Origin of the sequence: Rhodoferax potami, assembly GCF_032193805.1 — a bacterium.
GTDB classification, from domain to species: Bacteria; Pseudomonadota; Gammaproteobacteria; order Burkholderiales; family Burkholderiaceae_C; genus Allorhodoferax; species Allorhodoferax potami_A.
In genome coordinates, this window is sequence record NZ_JAVBIK010000001.1 from 3,539,351 (window position 1) to 3,560,397 (window position 21,047).

Below are 21,047 nucleotides of genomic sequence, written 5' to 3' on the forward strand. Positions count from 1 at the left end.
CACCCGTGGCCACGATAGGCCACCGGAGCGAAAGTTATTGTTGGACGACGGCGCGGTTGGCGTTGCGTGTCTCGAGCGCCGCGATCACTTGGTTCGCGTTTTGCACGGTGCAAACATCTTGCGGCATGCTCAGCCCCATGGCTTTCACGTAGGTTTGGCCACCACGGGCGTCGATCGCCATCATGTGGTGCATGCACATTTTTCCGTCTTCGACGCAACGGTTCAGCACCTTGTCGTACAGGCCGGCTTCGACACTGGCAAAGCGCTGCACCGGGTCACGTTCGCTCGGCTTGACCAAGTTTTGGTACGTGGCGCGGTCCAAGGCCTTGCCTTCGGTTTTTGCTTTGTTCACCCACTGCGCAAAGTCTTCATTGCTCAAACCGTGAAATTTGAAAGTCATGCCCGAAAAACCAGCGCCGCTGTAGTGCGAAGACATGCCTTTGAACACGCCAGGGCGGTTGATCACAGCGTTCAATTCGGTTTGCATGCCGGGCATGGCGTAAATCATGCCGGCCAAGTCCGGCACATAAAACGCGTTCATGGTCGATGTGGACGTCAGTTTGAAAAGGATGGGCCGGTCCACAGGTGCAGCGAGCTCATTCACCGTGGCAATGCCTTGTTCGGGGTAGAAGAACAACCATTTCCAGTCCATTGCCACCACTTGCACTTCCATGGGCTTGACATCAGGAGACAGGGAGCGCTGTGCATCAATACGGTCCAAGGGACGGTAAGGATCGAGTTTGTGGGTGCCAATCCATGTCAGGGCGCCCAGCGCGATGATGATCAAGAGGGGAACTGTCCAGATTACGAGCTCCAAGGACGTGGAGTGGTGCCAATCGGGCTCGTATTCCGCCTCGGTATTGCTTTGGCGGTACTTCCAGGCAAAAAACAAGGTCAGAAAGATGACCGGAACGATGATGATCAACATCAGCAAAGTGGCTGTGATCACCATTTGGCCTTGCTGCGCTGCAATATCTCCAGCGGGGTTCAGCACTACAGCTTTGCTGCAGCCCGAGAGCGCAGCGGCCATTGCAATGGTCGCCAGCGCAGAGCACCTTTTAAATGCTTTGATTTTGAACATGTTGTTAATGCCTGGGTGAGGCACCTTTGTTAAACACTTTATTGACAGCTTCTGACTGTAATTTCGTTAACAAATTTGTCCATTGGACATTTTGTCCAAGGTCAACCGATCCGCTTTTGAAGTTGCAATCAGGGTTTTCCTGAGGAGGAGATTAGTGCAAGCCGAGGTTTTCTGCCTCGCGCGGGTGTAAAACATGGTCGTAGAAGTTGATTTAAGGACGGCATCATGTACACACCAGCATCCACAGCCCCCAGCGGGCACGGGTTCGAGAGCTCGGTATCGCTTTCAGGCGCACACACCGACGAAGATGTCACTCCGGGTGAGATTGCGGTAGGCGTCATCATCGGGCGAGCATCTGAGTATTTCGACTTCTTTGTATTCGGCATCGCCTGTGTGCTGGTCTTCCCGGGATTGCTATTCCCTCAGATGGCGCGCCTGGATGGCACTTTGATGGCTTTTGCCATTTTTTCTCTGGCATTTGTTGCGCGGCCGGTCGGCACAGCGCTCTCCATGGCCATCCAGCGGCGCTGGGGTCGGGGCACCAAGCTCACGATTGCACTCTTTTTACTGGGATCCAGCACCGCCGGCATGGCCTTCTTGCCAAGCTATGCAGACGCCGGGCTCACCGCTATCGCCGCCATCGTAATTTTGCGGATCGGCCAAGGGCTGGGCATGGGCGGCTCGTGGGACGGTTTGCCCTCTCTGCTGGCCATGAGCGCACCCAAGGAGCGCAGAGGCTGGTTCTCGATGGTGGGTCAATTGGGCGCGCCAGTAGGTTTCATCTTGGCAGCCGGCTTGTTTGCCTATCTGCATAGCAGTCTGACTCCGGCAGAGTTCCTGAGCTACGGCTGGCGCTATCCGTTTTTTGTCGCGTTTGCCATCAACGTCGTGGCGCTGTTTGCCCGCTTGCGCTTGGTAGTGGGGCAGTCTTATGCCGAACGCTTGCAAGAGTTGGAGCTTCAGCCGGTGAGCGTGCGGCATGTGTTGCGCGATGAAGGGGGCAACGTGGTCTTGGGCGCATTTGCCGCGCTGGCCAGCTTTGCGTTGTTCCACTTGGCAACGGTATTCCCCTTGTCGTGGATTGCCATGTACTCGGAGCAGGCTATCGGTGACGTGCTGCAGATCCAAATCATCGGGGCTATTTTGGCTGCCGGCGCTATCGTGTTTTCCGGTTGGTTGGCAGACCGTATCGGACGACGCAACCTTTTGGGCACCATGGCCCTGTTGATCGGTCTTTTCAGCTTCGTGACCCCATGGCTATTGGGTGCCGGTGAAGTCGGCAACAACCTTTTTTTGTTGACCAGTTTCGTGTTGTTGGGGCTTTCCTATGGCCAAGCCTCCGGCACGGTGACATCCAACTTTTCTCCCAAGTACCGTTACACCGGTGCAGCCTTGTCAGCTGACCTGGCGTGGTTGCTAGGTGCGGGCTTTGCACCGTTGGTAGCGCTGGGGCTATCAGCCAAGTTCGGTCTGGGTGCGGTATCTTTGTACCTGCTGTCGGGAGCGATCTGCACGCTGTTGGCTCTGCGCATTAACCGCCTGATTGAACAAAAAGAGTAAGTCACCTACCCAGGTTCGCGCGTTTAACGCAGACATTTTTGTGTTGAACAGGCCCGGCACCTCCAGGTGGCCGGGCCTTTTTGTTGGTGACGGCAGGGGCGCGCAAACTTATTGGGTGGAAATAGACAATAAAAAAGGGAGTTGTTATGCCGCAATATCGTTTCGGGGCGGGTGAGCCGCCCCACCAACGCTGGCCTGTCGCTTGGTACAACCCCGCCGTATTGCTGCAATCCGCGCGTGAGCTGGTGTCCAGCTCTGATGTGATTCGGAATGCCGATCCCCGGGAGCTCTGGACCGGTGTGTTTGAAGCGGAAGATCACACCGCAGAGGTCGGGCCGGATGGCGAGTTCTGGTTCGACTTTTTGTCCGACACCGGCGATGGCGGCAATGCGACCTATACCGTTGCGCGAGCGGTGCAGACTGAAGCCATGGACGATGGCGAAGGCGAGCTCTGCCCCCGGGGTCGCGTGTTGTTTTTGGGTGGCGATCTCAGCTACCCGGGCGCCAGCGCCTATGAATATCAATATCGTTTTCTGGAGATGTTCGAGGGCGCCCGCGCCACGCCGGGCTCTGACGCCGCTGGCCGCAGCAGCTATGCGATTGCGCAAAACCACGATTGGTTTGACAGCCTTTCCACCTTCAAACGCTACTTTGTAGACCGTGACAATGGCGAGGTTTTCGGACTGCGCACGCCACAAAAGCGCTCCTATTTCGCCACACGCCTACCGCAAGGGTGGTGGGTATTGGGTTTTGACTTTGCCTTGACGGGTGACCTGGACCGCGGCCAGTACGAGGCCTTCCAGCGACTGGCAGGCGAGAAGATCAACGGGGCGCCCAATCCCAACCATGTGATGGCCTCCGGTGACCAGCTGATCCTGATCTACCCTGAACCATATTGGACGAGACCACTGGGCGATGCTGCCCCCGAAGGCTACCCCAAACGCTACCAGCGGCTGGAGGCCATTCTGGAGGCCAAAGGTCTGCACATCCGTATGCGTATCGCGGGGGACGTGCATCATTACTGCAGGGAGGCATCTCCCGGCCCGGATCCCACAGCGGCCGATCAGCTGGTGACCTGTGGCGCCGGCGGTGCGTTTTTGCATCCCACGCACGCGGTATCTTTGTCGCAGCCCAAGGTCCGCCAAGCGCTCCACGACCCGAATGCCATTAGCCCGGAACTGGGGCAGGCGACCTTCATCGGCACAGTTCTGGCGGAGCCCAATGCAGCTTCAGCCTATGCAGCCCAGTGCCGCTATCCCGCACCAGATGTCTCGCGCGCCTTGGGTCGCCAGATTTGGTGGTCCTTGTTCAAGTTCGCCTGGAACAGTCTCGACCCGCGAGGCGGCCCTTTGCTGCGCGGTGTAGGGCAGGGCAATCTGATGTTTCCTTTGGTGCTCGGCCTGGCATATGCCACCGCCTTTTGGCTCGCGTGTTCAGACGGTGCCCGGCTGGCCGTGTGGGTGGCAATCGTTGCGATGTGCTTCAGCTTGTCTAAAGACGAGCCGGGCAAGCTCGCGCGATGGGGGTCGCCAGTGATCCACGCAGCCCTCCAGCTGGGCGCTATATGGTGGGTCACGCAATTTGTTTCAGACCTCAGCTGGCGAGGTTTTGCCGCTGGCGTCTGTTCATCACCGGGCGTATCGAACCTGTTGGCTGCGCTCGGTTGTGCAGTTTTCGGCACGGTCGCAGGCGGGCTGATTGCGGGGGGGTACTTCTGGGCCATGGCGCGGTGCGGTCTGATGTGGAACAACGCCTTTTCACCGCTGGCCTGCGAAGACTACAAAGGTTTTCTGCGTTTTCGCTTGGATGCCAAGGGTGACCTGACGGGCTACTTTTTCGGGTGTGACGAAGTGCCCAAGCAATGGGCCTTGAATAGGGCGGACCTTGACAAGCCCCCGGGCCAAACCCGTCCGGTCTGGCTGGAGGCCGCCAGCACGCAGCCCGCGCGCTGGAAAGTGGTGGATCGGTTCACCCTTCGCTGGCATACCACCGGCTAGGCTGCTTCCCTGTGAGGGTTGGGCTGTGTCCAAGTGGTCTGGCTTGAGTGCGTAAAGTGGCTCCTATGGCGCAGCCTCATTGGAGGTATCGTAGGAGCCACTTTCCACCCTGGCCGCGCACAACCCACTTGGGCATCACCCTATGACAAAGCTTGACACTTCTTCGCCTTGGCACGCCCGGGCCGCCGCACTGCAACCCGATGGTCGCTTGTTTATCAATGGCGCCCGTGTGGCTGCGGCAGATGGCCAGACCTTCGACAAGCACTCCCCGTTGAATGGACTTCGCCTCGGCACCGTGGCTCGGGGTCAAAAGGCCGATGTGGATGCCGCCGTCGCGGCGGCACGGCGCGCATTTGCCGATCGCCGGTGGGCCGGTAAACCCCCGCGTGAGCGCAAACGCATCATGCAACGCTGGTCGGAATTGGTATTGGCGGCGCGTGACGAGCTGGCGCTTCTGGAGACGCTGGATATGGGCAAGCCCATCGGGCACAGCCTCGCAGTGGATGTGCCCGCCACTGCCAATTGCTTGGCCTGGTATGGCGAAGCCGTCGACAAGCTGTACGACGAAATTGCCCCCACGGCAGATACCGCGCTGGCCCTGATCACCCGCGAGGCGATGGGTGTGATCGGTGCCATCGTTCCGTGGAATTACCCCCTCATCATGGCGGCCTGGAAGCTGGGCCCCGCCTTGGCCTCGGGTAACAGCGTGGTACTCAAGCCCAGTGAAAAGTCTCCCTACACCGCCCTGCGATTGGCCGAGCTCGCGTTACAGGCCGGCATTCCTGAAGGGGTGTTCAATGTGGTGCCCGGCTTTGGCCACGAAGCAGGTGAGGCACTCGCGCTGCACATGGATGTGGATGCCATCGGGTTTACCGGCTCCACCCGTATCGGCCGGCGGATGCTGGCCTGCGCCGCTGAGTCCAACCTCAAGCGGGTGTACAACGAACTGGGGGGCAAGTCTGCCTTTGTGGTGTTCAACGACGCCAAAGACGTGGCTGCCGCGGCCCGCGCGGCTGCAGGCTCGGTGTTCTACAACCAAGGCGAGTCGTGCAACGCGCCCACCCGCTTGCTGGTGCAGCAAGACGTAGTGCCCGAATTCATGGCCGCGCTGCAAGACGAGGCGCGCAAATACCTGCCCGGTGACCCGCTGGATGCGGCCACCGAGATGGGCGCTTTGGTGGATGCGGGGCAAATGAGCACCGTGCTGGGCTATATCCACCAAGGGCAGGCCGAGGGCGCAAACTTGGCGTTCGGCGGTCGCCGTGTGCGCACCGAAACCGGTGGCTATTTTGTGGAGCCCACCATTTTTGAGGGCGTGCGCAACGACATGACAATCGCACGCGAAGAGATTTTCGGCCCCGTGCTTGGGGTGATTCCTTTCACCACCGAAGCCGACGCCCTGGCGCTGGCCAACGACAGTGTCTACGGGCTCCAGGCCAGCGTGTGGAGCGGGCAGATCGACCGTGCCCACCGCGTGGCACGCGGGCTCAAGGCAGGCACGGTTCATGTCAACCAATATGACGAGGACGACATCACCGTGCCCTTCGGTGGCTTCAAGCAGTCCGGCAATGGCCGAGACAAATCGCTGCACGCCTTCGACAAATACACCGAGCTCAAGACGACTTGGTTGCGCATCGACGCCTAACGTTCTGCAAAGGTTTTGCCCATGTCTCAGTTTGTCCATGCGGCGGCACCGCCCGCGCACGCCCCTTCTTATTACGCAGCCAGCGGGCTGGCCCAACCTCAGCGCGCCCCTCTGCGGGGCAGCGTGGAGGCGGACGTGGTGATCATCGGCGCCGGCTACACCGGCCTGTCATCCGCTTTGCATCTGGCGGAGGCCGGTTTCAAAGTGGTGGTGCTGGAGGCTGCCAAAGTAGGTTGGGGCGCATCTGGCCGCAACGGTGGGCAGCTGGTGCACAGCTACTCGCGGGACATGGATGTGATTGAGGCGCGCTATGGCGCCACCACCGCCCAGGCCCTGGGCAGCATGGCTTTTGAGGGCGCCAAGATCATCCGGGAGCGGATTGCTAAGTACCAGATTGACTGCCACTTCAAACCGGGTGGCATGTTTGCTGCCATCACCGTCAAGCAGGTCAAGCAGCTAGAGCACCACAAGCAGCTCTGGGAGCGCTACGGCCACCAGCAGCTGAGCCTTTTGGACGCGACAGAAAGCGAAGCCGCCATCGGTACTGGGCGCTACCGCGCCACTTTGCTCGACCACAGTGCCGGGCACATGCATCCCTTGCGCTTGGCACAAGGGGAGGCAGCGGCTTTCGAGTCCTTAGGCGGTGTCGTGCACGAGGGCTCGCCAGTGCTGCGCATTGAGCGCGGCGACCCTGCTGTGGTGCACACTGCACAGGGTCAGGTGAAAGCCCGTTTTGTGATCGTCGCCTGCAACGCCTACATTGGCGGGCTAGAGCCGCAACTGGCCTCGCGGTCCATGCCCTGCGGTACCCAGGTGATCGCGACAGAGCCCTTGGGCGATCGTTTCCCTGAAATCCTGCCCACCGACTACTGCGTGGAAGACAGTAACTTTCTGCTGGACTATTTCCGCCTCTCCGGTGACCGGCGCCTGCTGTATGGCGGCGGGGTCATATACGGCGCGCGGGACCCGCAGCACGTGGAGTCCATCATTCGGCCCAAGCTGCTGAAAACATTCCCTCAGTTGAAGGACGTGCGCATCGACTACGGCTGGACGGGTAATTTCCTGCTGACCCTGTCGCGCCTGCCGGAAGTGGGGCGCCTAAGCTCCAACATTTACTACTCGCAAGGCTGCTCAGGGCACGGGGTTACCTTCACCCATTTGATAGGCCGGGTGCTCAGCGAGGTGATTCAAGGCCAAGCCAACCGCTTCGATGCCTTTGCCAAATTGCCGCATTACCCCTTCCCGGGCGGGCGCTGGTTCCGGGTGCCGCTCACCGCGTTGGGTGCTTGGTACTACGACCTTCGGGACAAGCTGCAAATCTAGCGTTTCAGGGCGATGCGGGGGTAGCTCGGGCCACCAGCCGGAACTTGATCTTGACAGTGTCCTGCACCGTCAGCGCCCCCATGGCAATGCTCAATGGGGTGATGCCGAAGTCCGACTGGCGGATCTCAAAACTGCCTTGAATTGCCAAGGCGCTGTCTGTCTCGGTCAACGTGACGGGCAGCCGTATCTCGCGGGTTTGGTCCTTGATGCGCATGCTGGCCACGACATCGGGGCTGGCAGTGCTTCCGGTGATACGGGTGGCGCGGATGCTGATCTCGGGGTAGCGTTCACCGTCCAGCAGGGTAGGGCGCAGCATGTTCGCCTTGGTGCCCGCTTTGGCATCTTCACTCACATTGAGGGGGAAGTCTTCTCCCTCTTCGGCCCGGGCAGCGTTGTCATCGACGATCAGGGTGTTGACTGGTACTGTGATCTCAAACCCGGAGCTCTCTAAAGTGGCTCCGCGCCATATCTGCCCTCGCAGGTCGGCAGAGCTGATGACATGGTTGTGCCCCAGTCGCGCCATGGTGCCGCCCCGGTACACCAGAATGCGCAAGCTGGATTGCTCGGCGACCACGCGATATTGACGCGCCGCGGTAGTGGACGGCACGCCGTCAACCGGCCGCGTTTGTACCACTGGCTCTGTTACCGAGGCCTGTGGCGGCATGGGCTCCTGAACCCGCTCAGTGAAACCCGAGCAACCAGTGAGCGCCCACGCCAGTGCCAGCGCCCAGAGTCCCGTGCGTCTCCTATCTGATCGGGGTGCTGCCCTATGGTTCCGGCCAAAAGGTGTGCTGCTGGGGGGATTCATCGCCATGCTCCTTGGTGGGTAGCCCAGCGTAACAGGAAAGAAGGAGAGTGTTGTTTTGCTATATTTTCAGGAGCGTATGGCGTAGTCCATATGCGGGCTAAGTACCAGTTTGGCTATAAATCCAGCACCAGGCGCGCGCTCTTAGACCTGGAGCAGCATGGCAGGAACTGGTCGTTCGCAGCCTGTTCTTCGGGCATAAGGTATTGGTCGCGGTGGTCAGGCATGCCGGCTTTGACGCGGGTGAGGCAGGTGCCGCACACGCCTTGCTCGCACGACATGGGGATATCGATACCGCCTGCGTGCAGCGCCTCGAGTGCCGTCTGGTCGGGCAGCACCTTGATGACCTTTCCGGTGCTGGCTATCTCCAGCTCAAAGCTGCCGTCGTCTGCTTTGGCAGTGGGCGCGGCACCAAAGTACTCGCGGTGCAAGCGTTCTTCGGGCCAGCCGGCGGCGCGGCCTGCGCTAAGCACCGCGTCCATAAAGCCTTGCGGGCCGCACACATACAAGTGGGTGCCTGCCGGGGCGCTTTGCAGGGTGGCGGCAATGTCCAGCTTTTGAGACGCATCGCCATCGTCAAAGTGGTGGTGGGCGTGTGCTGCAAACGGCGCTGTACCCAGCCGGTCCATAAACGCGGTGCGCGCTTGGCTGCGGCTGCAGTGGTGCAGAGTGAAAGAGCCGCCAGTGGCCGCCAGGTGTTCCGCCATCGCCAGCATGGGCGTGATGCCGATGCCACCGGCCAGCAACAGGTGGTGGGGGGCCGCGCTGTCCAGTGGGAACAGGTTGCGCGGGGCGCTGATGGTGAGCACACTGCCCTCGGCCACCAGGTCGTGCACGGCGGTGGAGCCGCCGCGTGACGCTGCATCGCGCAGCACGCCAATGACATAACGGTTTGTTTCGCTGGGCGCGTTGCTCAGCGAATACTGGCGCACCAGCCCATTGGGAAGGTGGACGTCAATGTGTGCCCCAGCGGTGAAAGCGGGCAGGGCGCTGCCGTCTGCGGCCACCAGCTCGAGGCTGCAGATGTCCTGCGCTTCGGTGCGCTTGGCGGCTACCTTTACCTGCAACGTTGCAGGCGTATTCGCTGGCGTGTTGGCGGGCCCGCTCATGCCGCCGCCTCTGCTGCAGCCGGGTTGCGCTCTGCGGCCACCACGCGGTCAATCACCTTGCGGGACTGCACGCCGCCGGTGTCAATGTTCAGCATCAACAACTTGCGCTCGGGGTAGGCCAGCAGGTTTTGTTGCTGGCGCTCCAGCATCTCCTGGTCTTCCGCAAAGATCTTGCCTTGGCCTTCGCGGATCTGGGCGGTCAGCGCCGTGTCCTGCGGCTTGAACTTGCGCGCCATGCCCCAGAAGTAGTGGATGCTGGTGTCGGTCTCGGGGGTGATGAAGTCCACCACCCAGCTCGCGGCCTTGAACTCGTCCGGCGCCTTGTAGCCGCCGTGGCCCTGCAGCGCCACGCCTACCTCAATCATGATGTGGCTGGGCGGCGTGAAGTGGCAGATCTGCCAGCGGTCCACCAGCTGGTCGTCGGGCAGGCCGTTCATGCGCAGCGCCATCTTCCAGAAGGGCGGTGCCTCAATGCCTTCCATATAGCGCTCGGTGATCACATGGTCGCCGTCCACGCGGGTTTGGCAGGGCACTTCGTCAATTTCCTTCTGGCCGATGCTGGTGCTGTGCACATAGGTTTCGTGCGTCAGGTCCATCAGGTTGTCGATCATCAGGCGGTAGTCACAGGCAATCTCGTACAGGCCGCCGCCATAGCCGAACTGCGGGTTGCCCAGCCACTCAAACTTGGGGATGCTGGCCACATCGGCCTTCGCCGCGTCGCCCGGCCACACCCACACAAAACCATGTTCCTCATGCAGCGGGAAGCTGCGGTTGGCCGGAAAGCCGCGCACGCGCTGGCAGGGCATGGACACGGTTTTGCCGTCGCAGCCCATGGCCAGGCCGTGGTAGCCGCAGACCAGGGTGTCGCCCTCGACCTTGCCCAGCGAGAGCGGGGCGCCCCGGTGCGGGCAAAAGTCTTCCACCGCGGCGGGCACGCCCGCACTGTTGCGGAACAGCGCCATGGGGATGTTGCAAATGCGGCGGCCCAAGGGGCGGTCGGTGGGGATCTCTTCGCTGCGGGCGGCAACGTACCAGGTGTTGAGAGGAAACATGGCTTGGCTCCTTGGATGGGAAATCTTCATTCAGTATGCTGAATGACGTAAACCATAGACCGAAGTCAATTCCACGGCTAGTGGCTGGGGATGAGGGTTTTCCCTTGAAACGGGATGAATCCGATGGCTGATCGTGGTTGGGATCGGGGGCCTTGGGTTATGCGCGGTCGGAGGGCTGGTCCGGCACATCGCCCGGGCTTTCAGGGGCTGGCGTGTTCAGGTGCACAAACTTGCGCAGCAGGCGCAAAAACTCCTCGCGCTCGGCCGGCTCCAGCGCGTCCAGCAACTGCCCGTACATGGGCGCCACGCGTGGCAGCATCTCGGCCAGCACCGCTTCGCCCTCTGCGGTCAGACGCAGGGCGCGCTGGCGGCGGGGCAGTAGCTCCCGCACGATCCAGCCCTTGGAATCCAGCCGCGCGGCAATGTCGGCGGTGGTCGATGTGTCCAGCGCCACCCGGTCCGCCAGCGTCACCTGGTCCATGCCCGGCGCGTCCTGCAGCGCGCGCAACACCGCGTACTGCACCGGCGTGATCTGCTTGCCATGCGTCTTGGCAAACGTGCCCACCGCCAACTGGTGCGCTCGCCGGATCAGGTGGCCAGGTTCGGCTTGCAGGGGGATAGGGTTCTCAGAGACGGGGCTGATTTCTGTCATGTGCATGTACTTTTTGCTACTTATTCCATAGCTACTTGGGCATATTACATCAGGGCTAGCAGCGAATTTGGCACCCAAGCAACTCCGCCTGGCATCATGCGGCCTTTTCAGGTGGCTGATGGCAGTGGGGTCGCTCAGGGCCGATGGGGCTGGGAAAGGGGCAGACGCTCACATGGTGTGCCGCTCTTCCAGCAACATGGCATACAGCGACTGGGCGGCGATGGACAGGCTTTGGTCCCGCCGACGCACCAGATAAATCTGGCGGGTCAGGCCCGGCAGGGTCAGCTGCCGCGTGACTAGCCCGGGCTGGGCGAAGTGAAACAAGGCGAGTGCAGGCACCACACTGATGCCCAAGCCGGCGCGAACCATGCCCATGACGGTCGCCAGTTGTTCCACCTCCATCAGCGTGCGCATCGTTTGCGGATGCATAGCCGCTTCCAGATATTGCCGTACGCTGCTGGTGCGGGCGAGGTGGATAAAGGGCCACGCTGCCAAGTCGCCTACACCCAAGGGGCGAGAGACTTGAAGTAAGGGATGGTCGTCACGGCACACTAAGTGAAAGTCGTCGCTACAAAAGAGCTCGGCCTGCAGTGCCGGCGTATCTGCGCGGATCGCAGCAAGCGCGAAATCAGCATGGCCAGCGGCCACACGCTCAATACAAGGCTCGGACAAGACATCGGCGATGCCGATATCGATGCCGGGATACCGGTCTCGGTAGCGTGCCAAAACACCGGGTAACCACCCCGCTGCCAGGGAGGGCAGCAAGGCCAGCTCGACCCGGCCCCGCTGCAGGGTCGCGGCACTGCGCACGGCGGCCAACGCGCTCTGGATATCGGCCCTTATCCGCCGTGCGGACTCCAGAAAACCCTGCCCCTCTGGTGTGAGGTCGACATGGCGGGTGCTTCTGTCAAACAAGCGCAAGCCGAGGGCTTCTTCCAGGGTTCGTATGAGTGCACTGAAGGCGGGTTGCGACAAATGGCACAAGGCTGCGGCGCGGGTAAAGCTGCGTTGTTCTGCCAGCGCAATAAAAGCATCCAGCTGCCTACTGGAGAGGTGGGGGTCACTCATGTTGCGAGTCTTTTAATCTGATTCGCAGATTAATCTATCTTAAAAATCGATTTTACAAAATAGCCTTGGATTTTTAGACTGCACCGCAGGAGACCTAAAAAACATGGTGAACAACACCCCCTTTCGCATTGGTTGTGCCGCCGGCTTTTCGGGCGACCGCACGGATGCCGCCTTGCCTGTGGTGCGTTCTCTGATTGCGAGTGGCCTGCCGTCTTTCCTGATGTTTGAGACGCTGGCTGAACGCACCCTTGCATTGGCGCAACTGGCCCGCCGCACCTCGCCTGATGAGGGCTATGAGCCGCTGCTGGTGGACTTGCTGGAGCCTGTACTCGGACTGTGCCTGGACCACGGCATCCGCATCGTGAGCAATTTCGGTGCGGCGAACCCGTCGGGGGCCGCCACTCGCATCAAAGCGCTGGCTCAAAAGCTTGGACTACGTGCCCCCCGCGTGGCAGTGGTTGAGGGGGACGACTTGAGCGGTCTGGAGCACCGGGCCGTCTTGGAGCGAGCTCTAGGTGCATCGATGCCGACGGAGCCCATGGTGAGCGCCAACGCCTATATCGGTGCCCAGAGTATTGCTGGGGCCCTGCGCGCAGGCGCAGAAGTGGTTGTGTGCGGACGCGTCGCAGACCCTTCACTGGTACTGGGCCCGGCCCTTGCTCATTTTGGATGGGCGACCGACGATTGGGATCGTTTAGCCCGCGCCACCATGGCAGGCCATTTGTTGGAGTGCGGAGCGCAGGTCACGGGCGGATACTTTGCCGACCCCGGCTACAAAGATGTCCCCGATTTGGCGCAACTCGGTTATCCGATCGCGGAAATTGATGTGGAAGGGCACTGCACCATCACCAAACCGGTGGGGACTGGCGGTTGTATCAACGAGCAAACCGTCAAAGAGCAGCTGCTGTATGAGTTGCACGATCCATCGTCCTACCTTACGCCCGATGTCATTGCCGACATCACACAGGCCACGGTGCGCTCTTTAGGTCCGGATACGGTCCGGCTAGAAGGCGTAAAGGGGCATGCGCGCCCTGAACACCTGAAGGTCAATGTGTGTTTCGAGTCGGGCTGGTTTGCCGAGGGCGAAATTTCGTATGCCGGTCCCCGGGCCGAGAATCGTGCCCGCCTTGCCGCCCGAGTCCTGCAAGAGCGCCTGCAACACATTGGCGCATTGCGTATAGACCTGATTGGAGTCACCAGTGTGCTGGGGGATGACCACAGTCGCTGGTTGGCCTCAAGCCCCGGCAGTGCGGACACTTCGCGTGATGTGCGCCTGCGCGTGGCTATGCAACACCCTCAGCGTGACAGTGCACAGAAGTTGATCCGTGAGGTGACGGCGCTCTACACCTGCGGGCCGGCCGGGGGAGGCGGCGTACGCACCGCGCTGCGCCCCCGTCTGGGCACTGTTTCTTGTTTGGTGCCTCGCACTGCGGTGACCGAGCGTTTTCGCATGGTTGACTGACCGGATGAACCATCAAGCCCTGATTTATCTGTCATGAACGACTACATCACTATTCCGCTTTACCGCCTCGCCCACAGCCGCACAGGGGACAAAGGAAATCGCTCCAACCTGAGCGTGATCGCCTGGCATCCCGCCTTGTGGGAAGTTTTGGTAGCTCAGGTCACCGAGGCGGCAGTGGCACAACATTTCGCTTCGCGTCAGCCTCGCCGTGTGACGCGCTATTTATTGCCCGCCTTGCACGCCATGAACTTGGTACTGGACGACGTGCTCGACGGGGGCGTGAACGACTCGCTCAATCTGGATGGCCATGGCAAGGCCCTGAGTTACTGGCTTCTCGACCTACCCATCCAGTTACCCATCAGCTTGCAGCCTTATCTGGCAGGCACTGACGCCCAACCCGCAATTTCATAATTTCAACAAGGAGACAGCATGAAGACATTTCCCCATTCCCTCCCTACAAGCCGCCGCAGCGCTGCTGCCTTGGTGGCAGCCCTCGCTTTGGCCGGGCTTTCAGTCAACGGCGCCGCCTTTGCCCAGGGCACGTCTTATCCGAACAAGGCGGTTACGTTCGTCGTGCCGTTTGCGGCCGGCAGTGCAACCGACTTGTTGGCCCGCGCGTTGGGGCAAGCCATGAGCAACGACAGCAAGCAGCCGGTGATCGTGGACAACAAGGCAGGTGCCAGCGGGATGATCGCAGCCTCCGCTGTCGCAAAAGCAGCGCCTGACGGGTACAGCGTGTTGATTACGACAAACACCACCCACGCAGCCAATGAACACCTGTACAAAAAACTCTCCTATCACCCGGTGAAAGACTTCACCCCTGTGACCGGCCTGGGCAAAGGTGGGCAGGTGCTGGTGGTGAGCGCCAGCGCACCCTACAAGACGGTGGCGGAACTTTTGGCATTTGCCAAAAAGAACCCGGGCAAATTGAGCTTCGGGAGCGGGAGCTCATCCAGCCGCGTTGCCGGTGAGATGCTGCAGCAACTCGCAGGCGTAGAGCTTCTGCATGTGCCCTACAAGAGCAATCCTCTGGCCATTACGGATCTGCTGGGTGGACAGATCAACTTGATGATCACAGACACGGCCACCGGAATCCCCCAGATCAAAGCGGGCAAATTGCGTGCCCTGGGTTACTCGACGCCCAAGCGCAGCCCCATGTTGCCCGAAGTTCCGACGCTGGAAGAGGCCGGAGTCAAAGGGTATGACATGGGTTACTGGTTTGCTGCCTATGTACCTGCCAACACCCCGCCTGCGGTGGTGACTCGCTTGAACGAACTGCTGGCGGCTGCCACCAAGAGCCCTGCAGCCAAAGCGTTTTTTGAGAACAGTGGTTCAGAAGCCTGGACAAGCAGCCCAGAGGAGTTGGCAAAGTTCCAAGTCAGCGAGACGCAAAAGTGGGGCAACGTCATCAAGGCAGCGGGCATCGAGGCGGAATAGGGCGACCGGCCGCACCGCTTGTTTTGCAGTAAAAATGGCAGCTGACCCCCGCCGATAGGGCGTGGGTTGCTATTGAAAGAGGAGCGTAAATCGTGGCGCCTGCGGGGTGGAAGTGGCGTTCAGACTCCCTCCACCCGGCTCCCCGTCCGCCCCCAACCAGCAGCACCGGCACTTCCGGGTTTTGAAAACGCTGCACGACGTCGCCGCGCTGAGCGCGGCGGGTGTTGCCGGTCAGGCTCAAAACGGCAGGCGCAGTGTCGCGAGTGCATCGGTGATCAGTTCCAGCAGCACGGTGAACTGCGGTCGGCAACATACAGAGTGTGTTTGTCATACGGGCTGCGTAAACCAACCGAATACCGAGGAGCATTCACGTGTCCCCCCGATCCGACAACGACAGCCACAGCAAACCGGTACCAGCGCAGTCCTCTTATCATGGACGACACCGGTGCGGCTGAACGTCCATTTCTGCGCCGGGCTCTCCTAAAGAATGCTTCCATGCGCGTATTACTTGCCGAAGACGAAAACGAACTAGGTACCTGGCTGACCAAGGCACTGGCGCAAAGTGATTTCCAGGTGGACTGGGTGAACGATGGCCGCCAAGTCCGACGAAGCCTCAAGGCTACCAAATACGACGCCCTGATTCTCGATCTGGGACTGCCCGGTCTGGGCGGGCATGACGTGCTTTCAGATCTGCGCGAAGCGGACGAGCGCCTGCCTGTCCTCATCCTCAGCGCGCGGGACTCTCTCATGGAGCGTGTGAGTTGCCTGCACGGGGGCGCAGATGATTTTCTGGCCAAGCCCTTCGAGCTGACCGAGCTGGAGGCGCGCCTTATTGCGCTGGTCCGCCGCTCTCGCGGCATCGAACACCCGCGCTTTGCCTGTGGCCCCTTGAGTTACGACAGTGCGACCAAGCAGTTCCGCCTGCAGCATGAGCCCTTGACACTGACCCCGCGCGAGCACGCTGTGCTGCGCGCACTGATTCAGCATAGTGGCGAGGCCCTGTCCAAGCGCGAGTTGGTCGAGCGCGTGTTCTCGGATGAGCAGGACGTCAGCCCCGAGGCCATCGAGGTTCTGGTGCACCGCCTGCGCAAACGGCTGGACGCGTCGCCGGTCCACATCACCACCCTGCGTGGCATGGGCTATATGTTGGAATGCGCACCATGAGCGAGGTCGATCCGCTTCAGGCAGGCACTGTTCCGTACCAACCCCTGCGGCCCCTGCTGCGCTGGATGGGTGGAAGCATCCGGCGCAAGTTGTTGCTGGTGTTGGTGCCGGGCATGCTGCTGGTGTTTTCGGCCGAGCTGTGGCTGGCCTGGCGCACTGCCAGCGAAGCCGCCGACGCAGCCTATGACCGTTCTTTGCTGGGTGCTGTCAAGTCGATCGACTCCAGCATCTCGACGGCCAGTGGCGGTTTGGGGGTGGAGTTGCCGTACCGCATGTTGAAGTTTTTCGAACTGACCGCCAACGGACAGGTGTACTACCGCGTGGCCACGGAGGATGGTTTGGTCGAGATTGGCAGCTCTGCACTCCCGCTTCCGCCCAAACCATTGCTGGACGGTGTTCCCCAGTTTCATGAGGGCATGTACTTTGGCGAGCCGGTGCGGGTTGGCAGCTATGCGCGGGAGTTGACGACGCCACTAGCTGGCCAGTCTGCACCTCAGCGGGTGGTGGTCCAAGTCGCGGAAACGCTCGAAGCGCGCACTGATTTCAGGCGGAGTTTGGTGTTGAATTCTGTGGCGCGCGACTTTCTGCTGGTCGCCGTGGCAACCACGTTGTTCGGTCTCACCATTGCCTGGGCCATGCGCCCGCTGGCCCGTTTGCTCCGCGATGTGGAGGCGCGCGCCCCCGAGGACCTGACGCCCATGCGCAGCGATGCCGTGCCCGCTGAATTGCTGCCGTTGGTGGGCGCCATCAACCATCACATTGAACGCAACCGTGAACACACAGAGGCGCGTCGCCAGTTTGTAGACGATGCATCCCACCAGCTGCGCACCCCGTTGACGACGCTGGCGACCCAGGTAGCCTACGCACAGCGCGAGGCAGACCCGGCTGCCCTGCGGGTGGTGATGGACAACATCCGCCAGCAGTTGGATGAGACTATCCGCCAGACCAACCAAATGCTCTCACTGGCCAAGGCCGACAGTGCTGCGCCCGAGCCTGAGGCGCTGGATGCCGTGGTGCTGGCTGAGGACATGGTGCGCCGCTGGTGGCCCATCGCCCGCGAGCAGGGGGTGGACCTGGGTCTGCACGCCCCGGCAGACACGCTGCCCTTTCTGGGTGAATCCGGTTTGTTGAAAGAGGCGCTCTCCAACCTGCTGCACAACGCCATCCGGCATGGCGGCGCGGGCTGCCACGTCACGTTGGCGGTGGCTGGTGAGGAGCAGGCGGTGCGTTTTAGTGTGGTCGACGATGGCCCCGGCCTGCCGCCCGAGGACTTGGCGCGTGCTGGTGAACGCTTCTTTCGGGGGCGTAACGGCCAGTTGCCAGGCTCCGGCCTGGGGCTGGCGATTGCGCGCACCGTAGCCCAGCGCCATGCAGGCACCTTGCAGGTGCGCCCGGGGCCCGAGGGACGCGGACTGGCGGTGATCCTTCACCTCGCACAGACCCGGGACATGGACATGAGCGCCCGCAACTAAAGCTCGGGTAAACCCTCAAAAAATCACTCCGCCGCTGAAAGCGTTCTGAAAGTGCGCTTTTTCTACAGTGCGGCTATCGCAGCCTGACCGCTGCGAGCGCCCCCACATTCCAAGGAGACACATTCATGCGCATCGCTTCCAAATTCATCGCCGTCGCCGTATCTGCCATGGCACTCACGGCTACAGCCGGCCCGCTTGACAAGACCGAGTGCATCGCACCGGCCAAGCCGGGTGGTGGTTTTGATCTGACCTGCAAGCTCGTCCAGAGCGCACTGCAGGACGGAAAGTTCATTGCCGACCCCATGCGGGTGACCTACATGCCCGGCGGCATCGGTGCTGTGGCTTACAACACCGTGATCGCGCAAAAGCCCGACGCGGCCAACGCCATCATCGCTTTCTCAGGTGGCTCTCTCTTGAGCCTGGCACAAGGCAAGTTTGGCCGCTATACCGAGAACGACGTGCGCTGGCTTGCCGCCATTGGCACGGACTACGGTGCGGTGGTGGTGGCAGAGAATTCGCCATTCAAGACCCTGAAGGATGTGATGGCTGCCATGAAGGCCGACCCCTCCAAAGTGGTCCTGGGTGCTGGCGGCACCGTCGGCAGCCAGGATTGGATGAAGGCCGCTTTGACCGCGCGCGCTGGGGGCGTGAATCCCAAAACCATGCGCTACGTCGCTTTTGAAGGTGGCGGCGAGGCGCTGACAGCCTTGCAAGGGGGACATATCCACGTATTTACCGGCGACGCTGCCGAAGCGGGCCAGCAGATCAAGGCCGGCGCCAAAGTACGCATTCTGGCCGTGATGAACGACAAGCGCCTGAGTGGCGACATGGCCAACATTCCCACGGCGGTGGAACAGGGTTTTGATGTGAACTGGCCCATCGTGCGCGGCTTCTACGTTGGCCCCAAAGTCAGCGATGCAGACTACAAGACGTGGACAGATACCTTTAACAAGCTCTTAGCTACTCCCGCCTACGACAAGTTGCGCAGCGAACGCGGCCTGTTTCCCATGGCGCTGACCGGTGCGCCCCTCGACACCTACGTCAAGAAGCAAGTCGAGGGTTACCGCAAGATGGCGGAAGACTTCGGTTTGAACGTGGTCCCTGCCAAGTGAGTGTGAATCGCTTGGTTTGCCCCTGAATCTTTCATATTGCCAAGTTGCACCTTGGCCAGGTCCCGCGGGTGTGTCCTGCGGGACCTTGGGCGAATGACGCCCGTTCCCTTGATATCTCCGGAGTTTCCCCATGAGTGACCGCCTGCTCGGTGCTGTCTGTATTGTTGCGTCTGCCGCCATGGCTTGGGCTGCGCAAGACTACGCTGCCGCCATTTCTTATGAACCTGTGGGGCCCCGCGCTTTCCCGCTGCTGCTGTCTGCCTGCATGAGCCTGTGTGGCCTGTGGCTGGTGCTTCGCCCGGCGCAAGGGGCTGGGGCTTTTCGTGGTGTCCCGTGGACTGCTACTGCCTTGTGCGCTGGCGCTGTGCTGGCATACGCCATACTGTTCCAGTGGATGGGGTTTGCGCTGGCTACAGCGCTGATGGCGCTGCCCGTGGGCATGGCTTTTGGCGGCAGCTGGAGACAGTCTCTCGCCGGTGGTGCCGGATTGGGCGTTGCTTTGTACCTGCTGTTCGACAAACTGCTGGATGTGGTGCTGCCCATCGGTCCCATCACTGCACTGCTGGGAGGGAATTAGTATGGAAGTCTTGCAACACCTCGCCACCGGTTTTGGCGTGGCACTTACGCCTACCAACCTGCTGATCGCTGCCATGGGCTGCTTTATCGGCACCATTGTCGGCCTGTTGCCGGGCCTGGGCCCGATCAATGGCGTGGCCATCCTGATGCCTTTGGCTTTCGCCATGAAGCTGCCGCCTGAGGCGTCCCTGATTCTGCTGGCTGCTGTTTACATCGGCTGTGAGTATGGCGGCCGCATTTCTTCGATCCTGCTGAATGTGCCGGGTGACGCCGGCGCCATCATGACCGCGCTGGATGGTTATCCCATGGCCCGCAACGGCCAGGGCGGCGTGGCGCTCTCCATCTCGGCCTGGAGTTCATTTGTCGGCTCCTTGATCGCCACGGTGGGTATTGTGCTGTTCGCACCCTTGCTGGCGCAGTGGGCGCTGTCATTTGGTCCGGCAGAGTACTTTGCGCTGATGTGCTTTGCATTCGCCTGCATTGCCGGACTCATGGGGGAATCGCCGGTCAAGGCTGCGCTGGCGGCCATCATCGGCCTTTCCATGAGCTGCGTGGGCCTAGACTCGAACTCTGGTGTCTACCGCTTTACCGGGGGCGATGTCCATCTCTCCGATGGCATCCAGTTTGTCGTTGTGGTGATTGGTGTTTTCTCCATCAGCGAACTGCTGCTGATGCTCGAACAGCACCACAGCAGCAGCGGAATCATCACACAGACCGGACGGATGATGTTCAACCTGAAGGAGCTGGCACACACCTGGTGGGGCACGGTGCGCTCTAGCGTGGTGGGGTTTGCAGTGGGGGTATTGCCCGGCGCGGGTGCGACCATCGCCAGTGCCATGACCTACTCCATGGAGAAAAGTCTGACTGACAAAGACAACACTTTCGGCAAAGGTGATATCCGTGGTGTGGCAGCACCTGAGGCTGCCAACAACGCAGCAGCCACCGGATCGTTTGTACCCATGTTGACCCTGGGTGTGCCCGGCTCGGGCACGACGGCGGTGATGGTGGGGGCCCTCTCGCTCTACAACATCACGCCGGGTCCGGCGCTGTTCAGCCAACAGCCTGATCTGGTATGGGGCCTGATCGCATCCTTGTTCGTGGCCAACGTTATCTTGTTGCTGCTCAATATTCCGCTGGTGGGGGTGTTTACCAAAGTGCTCCGCGTGCCGAACTGGTTGTTGGTGCCAGGCATCGTCGCCGTGAGTAGTGTGGGCGTGTATGCCGTGCACGCCACCACCTTTGACCTGATTCTGATGAGCGGACTGGGCTTTGTGGCCTACCTGTTGCGCAAACAAGGCATTCCGATGGCGCCATTGATCCTCGGTTTTGTGTTGGGTGACATGATGGAGCAAAACCTGCGTCGCGCACTGTCCATCAGCAACGGCGACAGCAGCATTCTGGTGGGCAGCCCCATCACACAGGGGTTGTGGTTGGCTGCGGTGTTGATGTTGGTAGTGCCCGTCACACTGCGTGTCTGGGGCAGCAAGCGCAGTAGCGCAGCGTCTTTGTGAAACCCAGGGGGCAGCCTGTTC

Annotated in this window: 18 protein-coding genes; 12 read left to right on the plus strand and 6 right to left on the minus strand. The window is 61.0% G+C overall.

Features of this window, described 5'->3' with window-relative positions:
• Positions 1-34: 34 nt before the first annotated feature.
• Positions 35-1,081, minus strand: a complete 1,047-nt coding sequence (gene cyoA / locus RAE19_RS16995; RefSeq protein ID WP_313875986.1) for a ubiquinol oxidase subunit II — start codon at positions 1,079-1,081, stop codon at positions 35-37.
• A gap of 225 nt (positions 1,082-1,306) precedes the next feature.
• Here cyoA and RAE19_RS17000 point away from each other — a divergent pair, with 225 nt between their 5' ends.
• The 4 genes from RAE19_RS17000 (at position 1,307) to RAE19_RS17015 (ending at position 7,606) form a co-directional block, all read left to right on the plus strand.
• Complete coding sequence (locus RAE19_RS17000; RefSeq protein WP_313875987.1) at positions 1,307-2,641, plus strand: MFS transporter; 1,335 nt, start codon at positions 1,307-1,309, stop codon at positions 2,639-2,641.
• Positions 2,642-2,787: 146 nt separating this feature from the next.
• Positions 2,788-4,638 (plus strand): hypothetical protein, encoded by a 1,851-nt coding sequence (locus RAE19_RS17005; RefSeq protein ID WP_313875988.1) that lies wholly within the window; start codon positions 2,788-2,790, stop codon positions 4,636-4,638.
• A gap of 142 nt (positions 4,639-4,780) precedes the next feature.
• Positions 4,781-6,283: an aldehyde dehydrogenase gene (locus RAE19_RS17010; protein ID WP_313875989.1), complete on the plus strand. Its 1,503-nt coding sequence runs from the start codon at positions 4,781-4,783 to the stop codon at positions 6,281-6,283.
• Positions 6,284-6,304: 21 nt separating this feature from the next.
• Positions 6,305-7,606: an NAD(P)/FAD-dependent oxidoreductase gene (locus RAE19_RS17015; RefSeq protein WP_313875990.1), complete on the plus strand. Its 1,302-nt coding sequence runs from the start codon at positions 6,305-6,307 to the stop codon at positions 7,604-7,606.
• A 4-nt stretch (positions 7,607-7,610) separates the two neighbouring features.
• On the opposite strand, the gene RAE19_RS17020 is transcribed toward RAE19_RS17015, so the two are convergent.
• From RAE19_RS17020 to RAE19_RS17040, 5 genes are all read right to left on the minus strand, one after another.
• Positions 7,611-8,213, minus strand: a complete 603-nt coding sequence (locus RAE19_RS17020; protein WP_313875991.1) for a YceI family protein — start codon at positions 8,211-8,213, stop codon at positions 7,611-7,613.
• A gap of 314 nt (positions 8,214-8,527) precedes the next feature.
• Positions 8,528-9,520 (minus strand): PDR/VanB family oxidoreductase, encoded by a 993-nt coding sequence (locus RAE19_RS17025; RefSeq protein WP_313875992.1) that lies wholly within the window; start codon positions 9,518-9,520, stop codon positions 8,528-8,530.
• The gene (locus RAE19_RS17030; RefSeq protein ID WP_313875993.1) at positions 9,517-10,572 is read right to left on the minus strand and encodes an aromatic ring-hydroxylating dioxygenase subunit alpha; all 1,056 of its coding nucleotides are present in this window, start codon (positions 10,570-10,572) and stop codon (positions 9,517-9,519) included. The genes RAE19_RS17025 and RAE19_RS17030 overlap by 4 nt, the downstream gene beginning before the upstream one ends.
• A 157-nt stretch (positions 10,573-10,729) precedes the next feature.
• Positions 10,730-11,230 (minus strand): MarR family winged helix-turn-helix transcriptional regulator, encoded by a 501-nt coding sequence (locus RAE19_RS17035; RefSeq protein ID WP_430962555.1) that lies wholly within the window; start codon positions 11,228-11,230, stop codon positions 10,730-10,732.
• Positions 11,231-11,392: 162 nt separating this feature from the next.
• Positions 11,393-12,292 (minus strand): LysR family transcriptional regulator, encoded by a 900-nt coding sequence (locus tag RAE19_RS17040; protein ID WP_313875994.1) that lies wholly within the window; start codon positions 12,290-12,292, stop codon positions 11,393-11,395.
• Positions 12,293-12,395: 103 nt separating this feature from the next.
• Here RAE19_RS17040 and RAE19_RS17045 point away from each other — a divergent pair, with 103 nt between their 5' ends.
• From RAE19_RS17045 to RAE19_RS17080, 8 genes are all read left to right on the plus strand, one after another.
• Entirely contained in the window at positions 12,396-13,754 is a 1,359-nt protein-coding gene (locus RAE19_RS17045; RefSeq protein WP_313875995.1) for an acyclic terpene utilization AtuA family protein, read from the plus strand.
• A 33-nt stretch (positions 13,755-13,787) separates the two neighbouring features.
• Positions 13,788-14,165, plus strand: a complete 378-nt coding sequence (locus RAE19_RS17050) for an AtuA-related protein (RefSeq protein WP_313875996.1) — start codon at positions 13,788-13,790, stop codon at positions 14,163-14,165.
• A gap of 18 nt (positions 14,166-14,183) precedes the next feature.
• Positions 14,184-15,191 carry a Bug family tripartite tricarboxylate transporter substrate binding protein gene (locus RAE19_RS17055; RefSeq protein ID WP_313875997.1) on the plus strand — a complete coding sequence of 336 codons (1,008 nt, stop codon included), beginning with the start codon at positions 14,184-14,186 and terminating at the stop codon, positions 15,189-15,191.
• A gap of 495 nt (positions 15,192-15,686) precedes the next feature.
• Complete coding sequence (locus tag RAE19_RS17060) at positions 15,687-16,355, plus strand: response regulator (protein ID WP_313875998.1); 669 nt, start codon at positions 15,687-15,689, stop codon at positions 16,353-16,355.
• Positions 16,352-17,827: a sensor histidine kinase gene (locus tag RAE19_RS17065; RefSeq protein WP_313875999.1), complete on the plus strand. Its 1,476-nt coding sequence runs from the start codon at positions 16,352-16,354 to the stop codon at positions 17,825-17,827. The genes RAE19_RS17060 and RAE19_RS17065 overlap by 4 nt, the downstream gene beginning before the upstream one ends.
• A gap of 167 nt (positions 17,828-17,994) precedes the next feature.
• Positions 17,995-18,939 (plus strand): Bug family tripartite tricarboxylate transporter substrate binding protein, encoded by a 945-nt coding sequence (locus RAE19_RS17070; protein ID WP_313876273.1) that lies wholly within the window; start codon positions 17,995-17,997, stop codon positions 18,937-18,939.
• 130 nt (positions 18,940-19,069) lie between these two features.
• Positions 19,070-19,516 carry a tripartite tricarboxylate transporter TctB family protein gene (locus RAE19_RS17075; protein WP_313876000.1) on the plus strand — a complete coding sequence of 149 codons (447 nt, stop codon included), beginning with the start codon at positions 19,070-19,072 and terminating at the stop codon, positions 19,514-19,516.
• Position 19,517: 1 nt separating this feature from the next.
• Positions 19,518-21,026, plus strand: a complete 1,509-nt coding sequence (locus tag RAE19_RS17080; RefSeq protein ID WP_313876001.1) for a tripartite tricarboxylate transporter permease — start codon at positions 19,518-19,520, stop codon at positions 21,024-21,026.
• Positions 21,027-21,047: the final 21 nt, after the last annotated feature.

Excerpts from the sequence above, each read along its gene's own strand:
- RAE19_RS17040 (WP_313875994.1), bottom strand. The coding sequence starts at position 12,292 with ATGAGTGACCCCCACCTCTCCAGTAGGCAGCTGGATGCTTTTATTGCG.
- RAE19_RS17010 (WP_313875989.1), top strand. The coding sequence starts at position 4,781 with ATGACAAAGCTTGACACTTCTTCGCCTTGGCACGCCCGGGCCGCCGCA.
- RAE19_RS17075 (WP_313876000.1), top strand. The coding sequence starts at position 19,070 with ATGAGTGACCGCCTGCTCGGTGCTGTCTGTATTGTTGCGTCTGCCGCC.
- RAE19_RS17000 (WP_313875987.1), top strand. The coding sequence starts at position 1,307 with ATGTACACACCAGCATCCACAGCCCCCAGCGGGCACGGGTTCGAGAGC.
- RAE19_RS17050 (WP_313875996.1), top strand. The coding sequence starts at position 13,788 with ATGAACGACTACATCACTATTCCGCTTTACCGCCTCGCCCACAGCCGC.
- RAE19_RS17080 (WP_313876001.1), top strand. The coding sequence starts at position 19,518 with ATGGAAGTCTTGCAACACCTCGCCACCGGTTTTGGCGTGGCACTTACG.
- RAE19_RS17025 (WP_313875992.1), bottom strand. The coding sequence starts at position 9,520 with ATGAGCGGGCCCGCCAACACGCCAGCGAATACGCCTGCAACGTTGCAG.
- RAE19_RS17070 (WP_313876273.1), top strand. The coding sequence starts at position 17,995 with ATGGCACTCACGGCTACAGCCGGCCCGCTTGACAAGACCGAGTGCATC.
- RAE19_RS17035 (WP_430962555.1), bottom strand. The coding sequence starts at position 11,230 with ATGCACATGACAGAAATCAGCCCCGTCTCTGAGAACCCTATCCCCCTG.
- RAE19_RS17045 (WP_313875995.1), top strand. The coding sequence starts at position 12,396 with ATGGTGAACAACACCCCCTTTCGCATTGGTTGTGCCGCCGGCTTTTCG.
- RAE19_RS17060 (WP_313875998.1), top strand. The coding sequence starts at position 15,687 with ATGCGCGTATTACTTGCCGAAGACGAAAACGAACTAGGTACCTGGCTG.
- cyoA (WP_313875986.1), bottom strand. The coding sequence starts at position 1,081 with ATGTTCAAAATCAAAGCATTTAAAAGGTGCTCTGCGCTGGCGACCATT.
- RAE19_RS17030 (WP_313875993.1), bottom strand. The coding sequence starts at position 10,572 with ATGTTTCCTCTCAACACCTGGTACGTTGCCGCCCGCAGCGAAGAGATC.
- RAE19_RS17015 (WP_313875990.1), top strand. The coding sequence starts at position 6,305 with ATGTCTCAGTTTGTCCATGCGGCGGCACCGCCCGCGCACGCCCCTTCT.
- RAE19_RS17005 (WP_313875988.1), top strand. The coding sequence starts at position 2,788 with ATGCCGCAATATCGTTTCGGGGCGGGTGAGCCGCCCCACCAACGCTGG.
- RAE19_RS17055 (WP_313875997.1), top strand. The coding sequence starts at position 14,184 with ATGAAGACATTTCCCCATTCCCTCCCTACAAGCCGCCGCAGCGCTGCT.
- RAE19_RS17065 (WP_313875999.1), top strand. The coding sequence starts at position 16,352 with ATGAGCGAGGTCGATCCGCTTCAGGCAGGCACTGTTCCGTACCAACCC.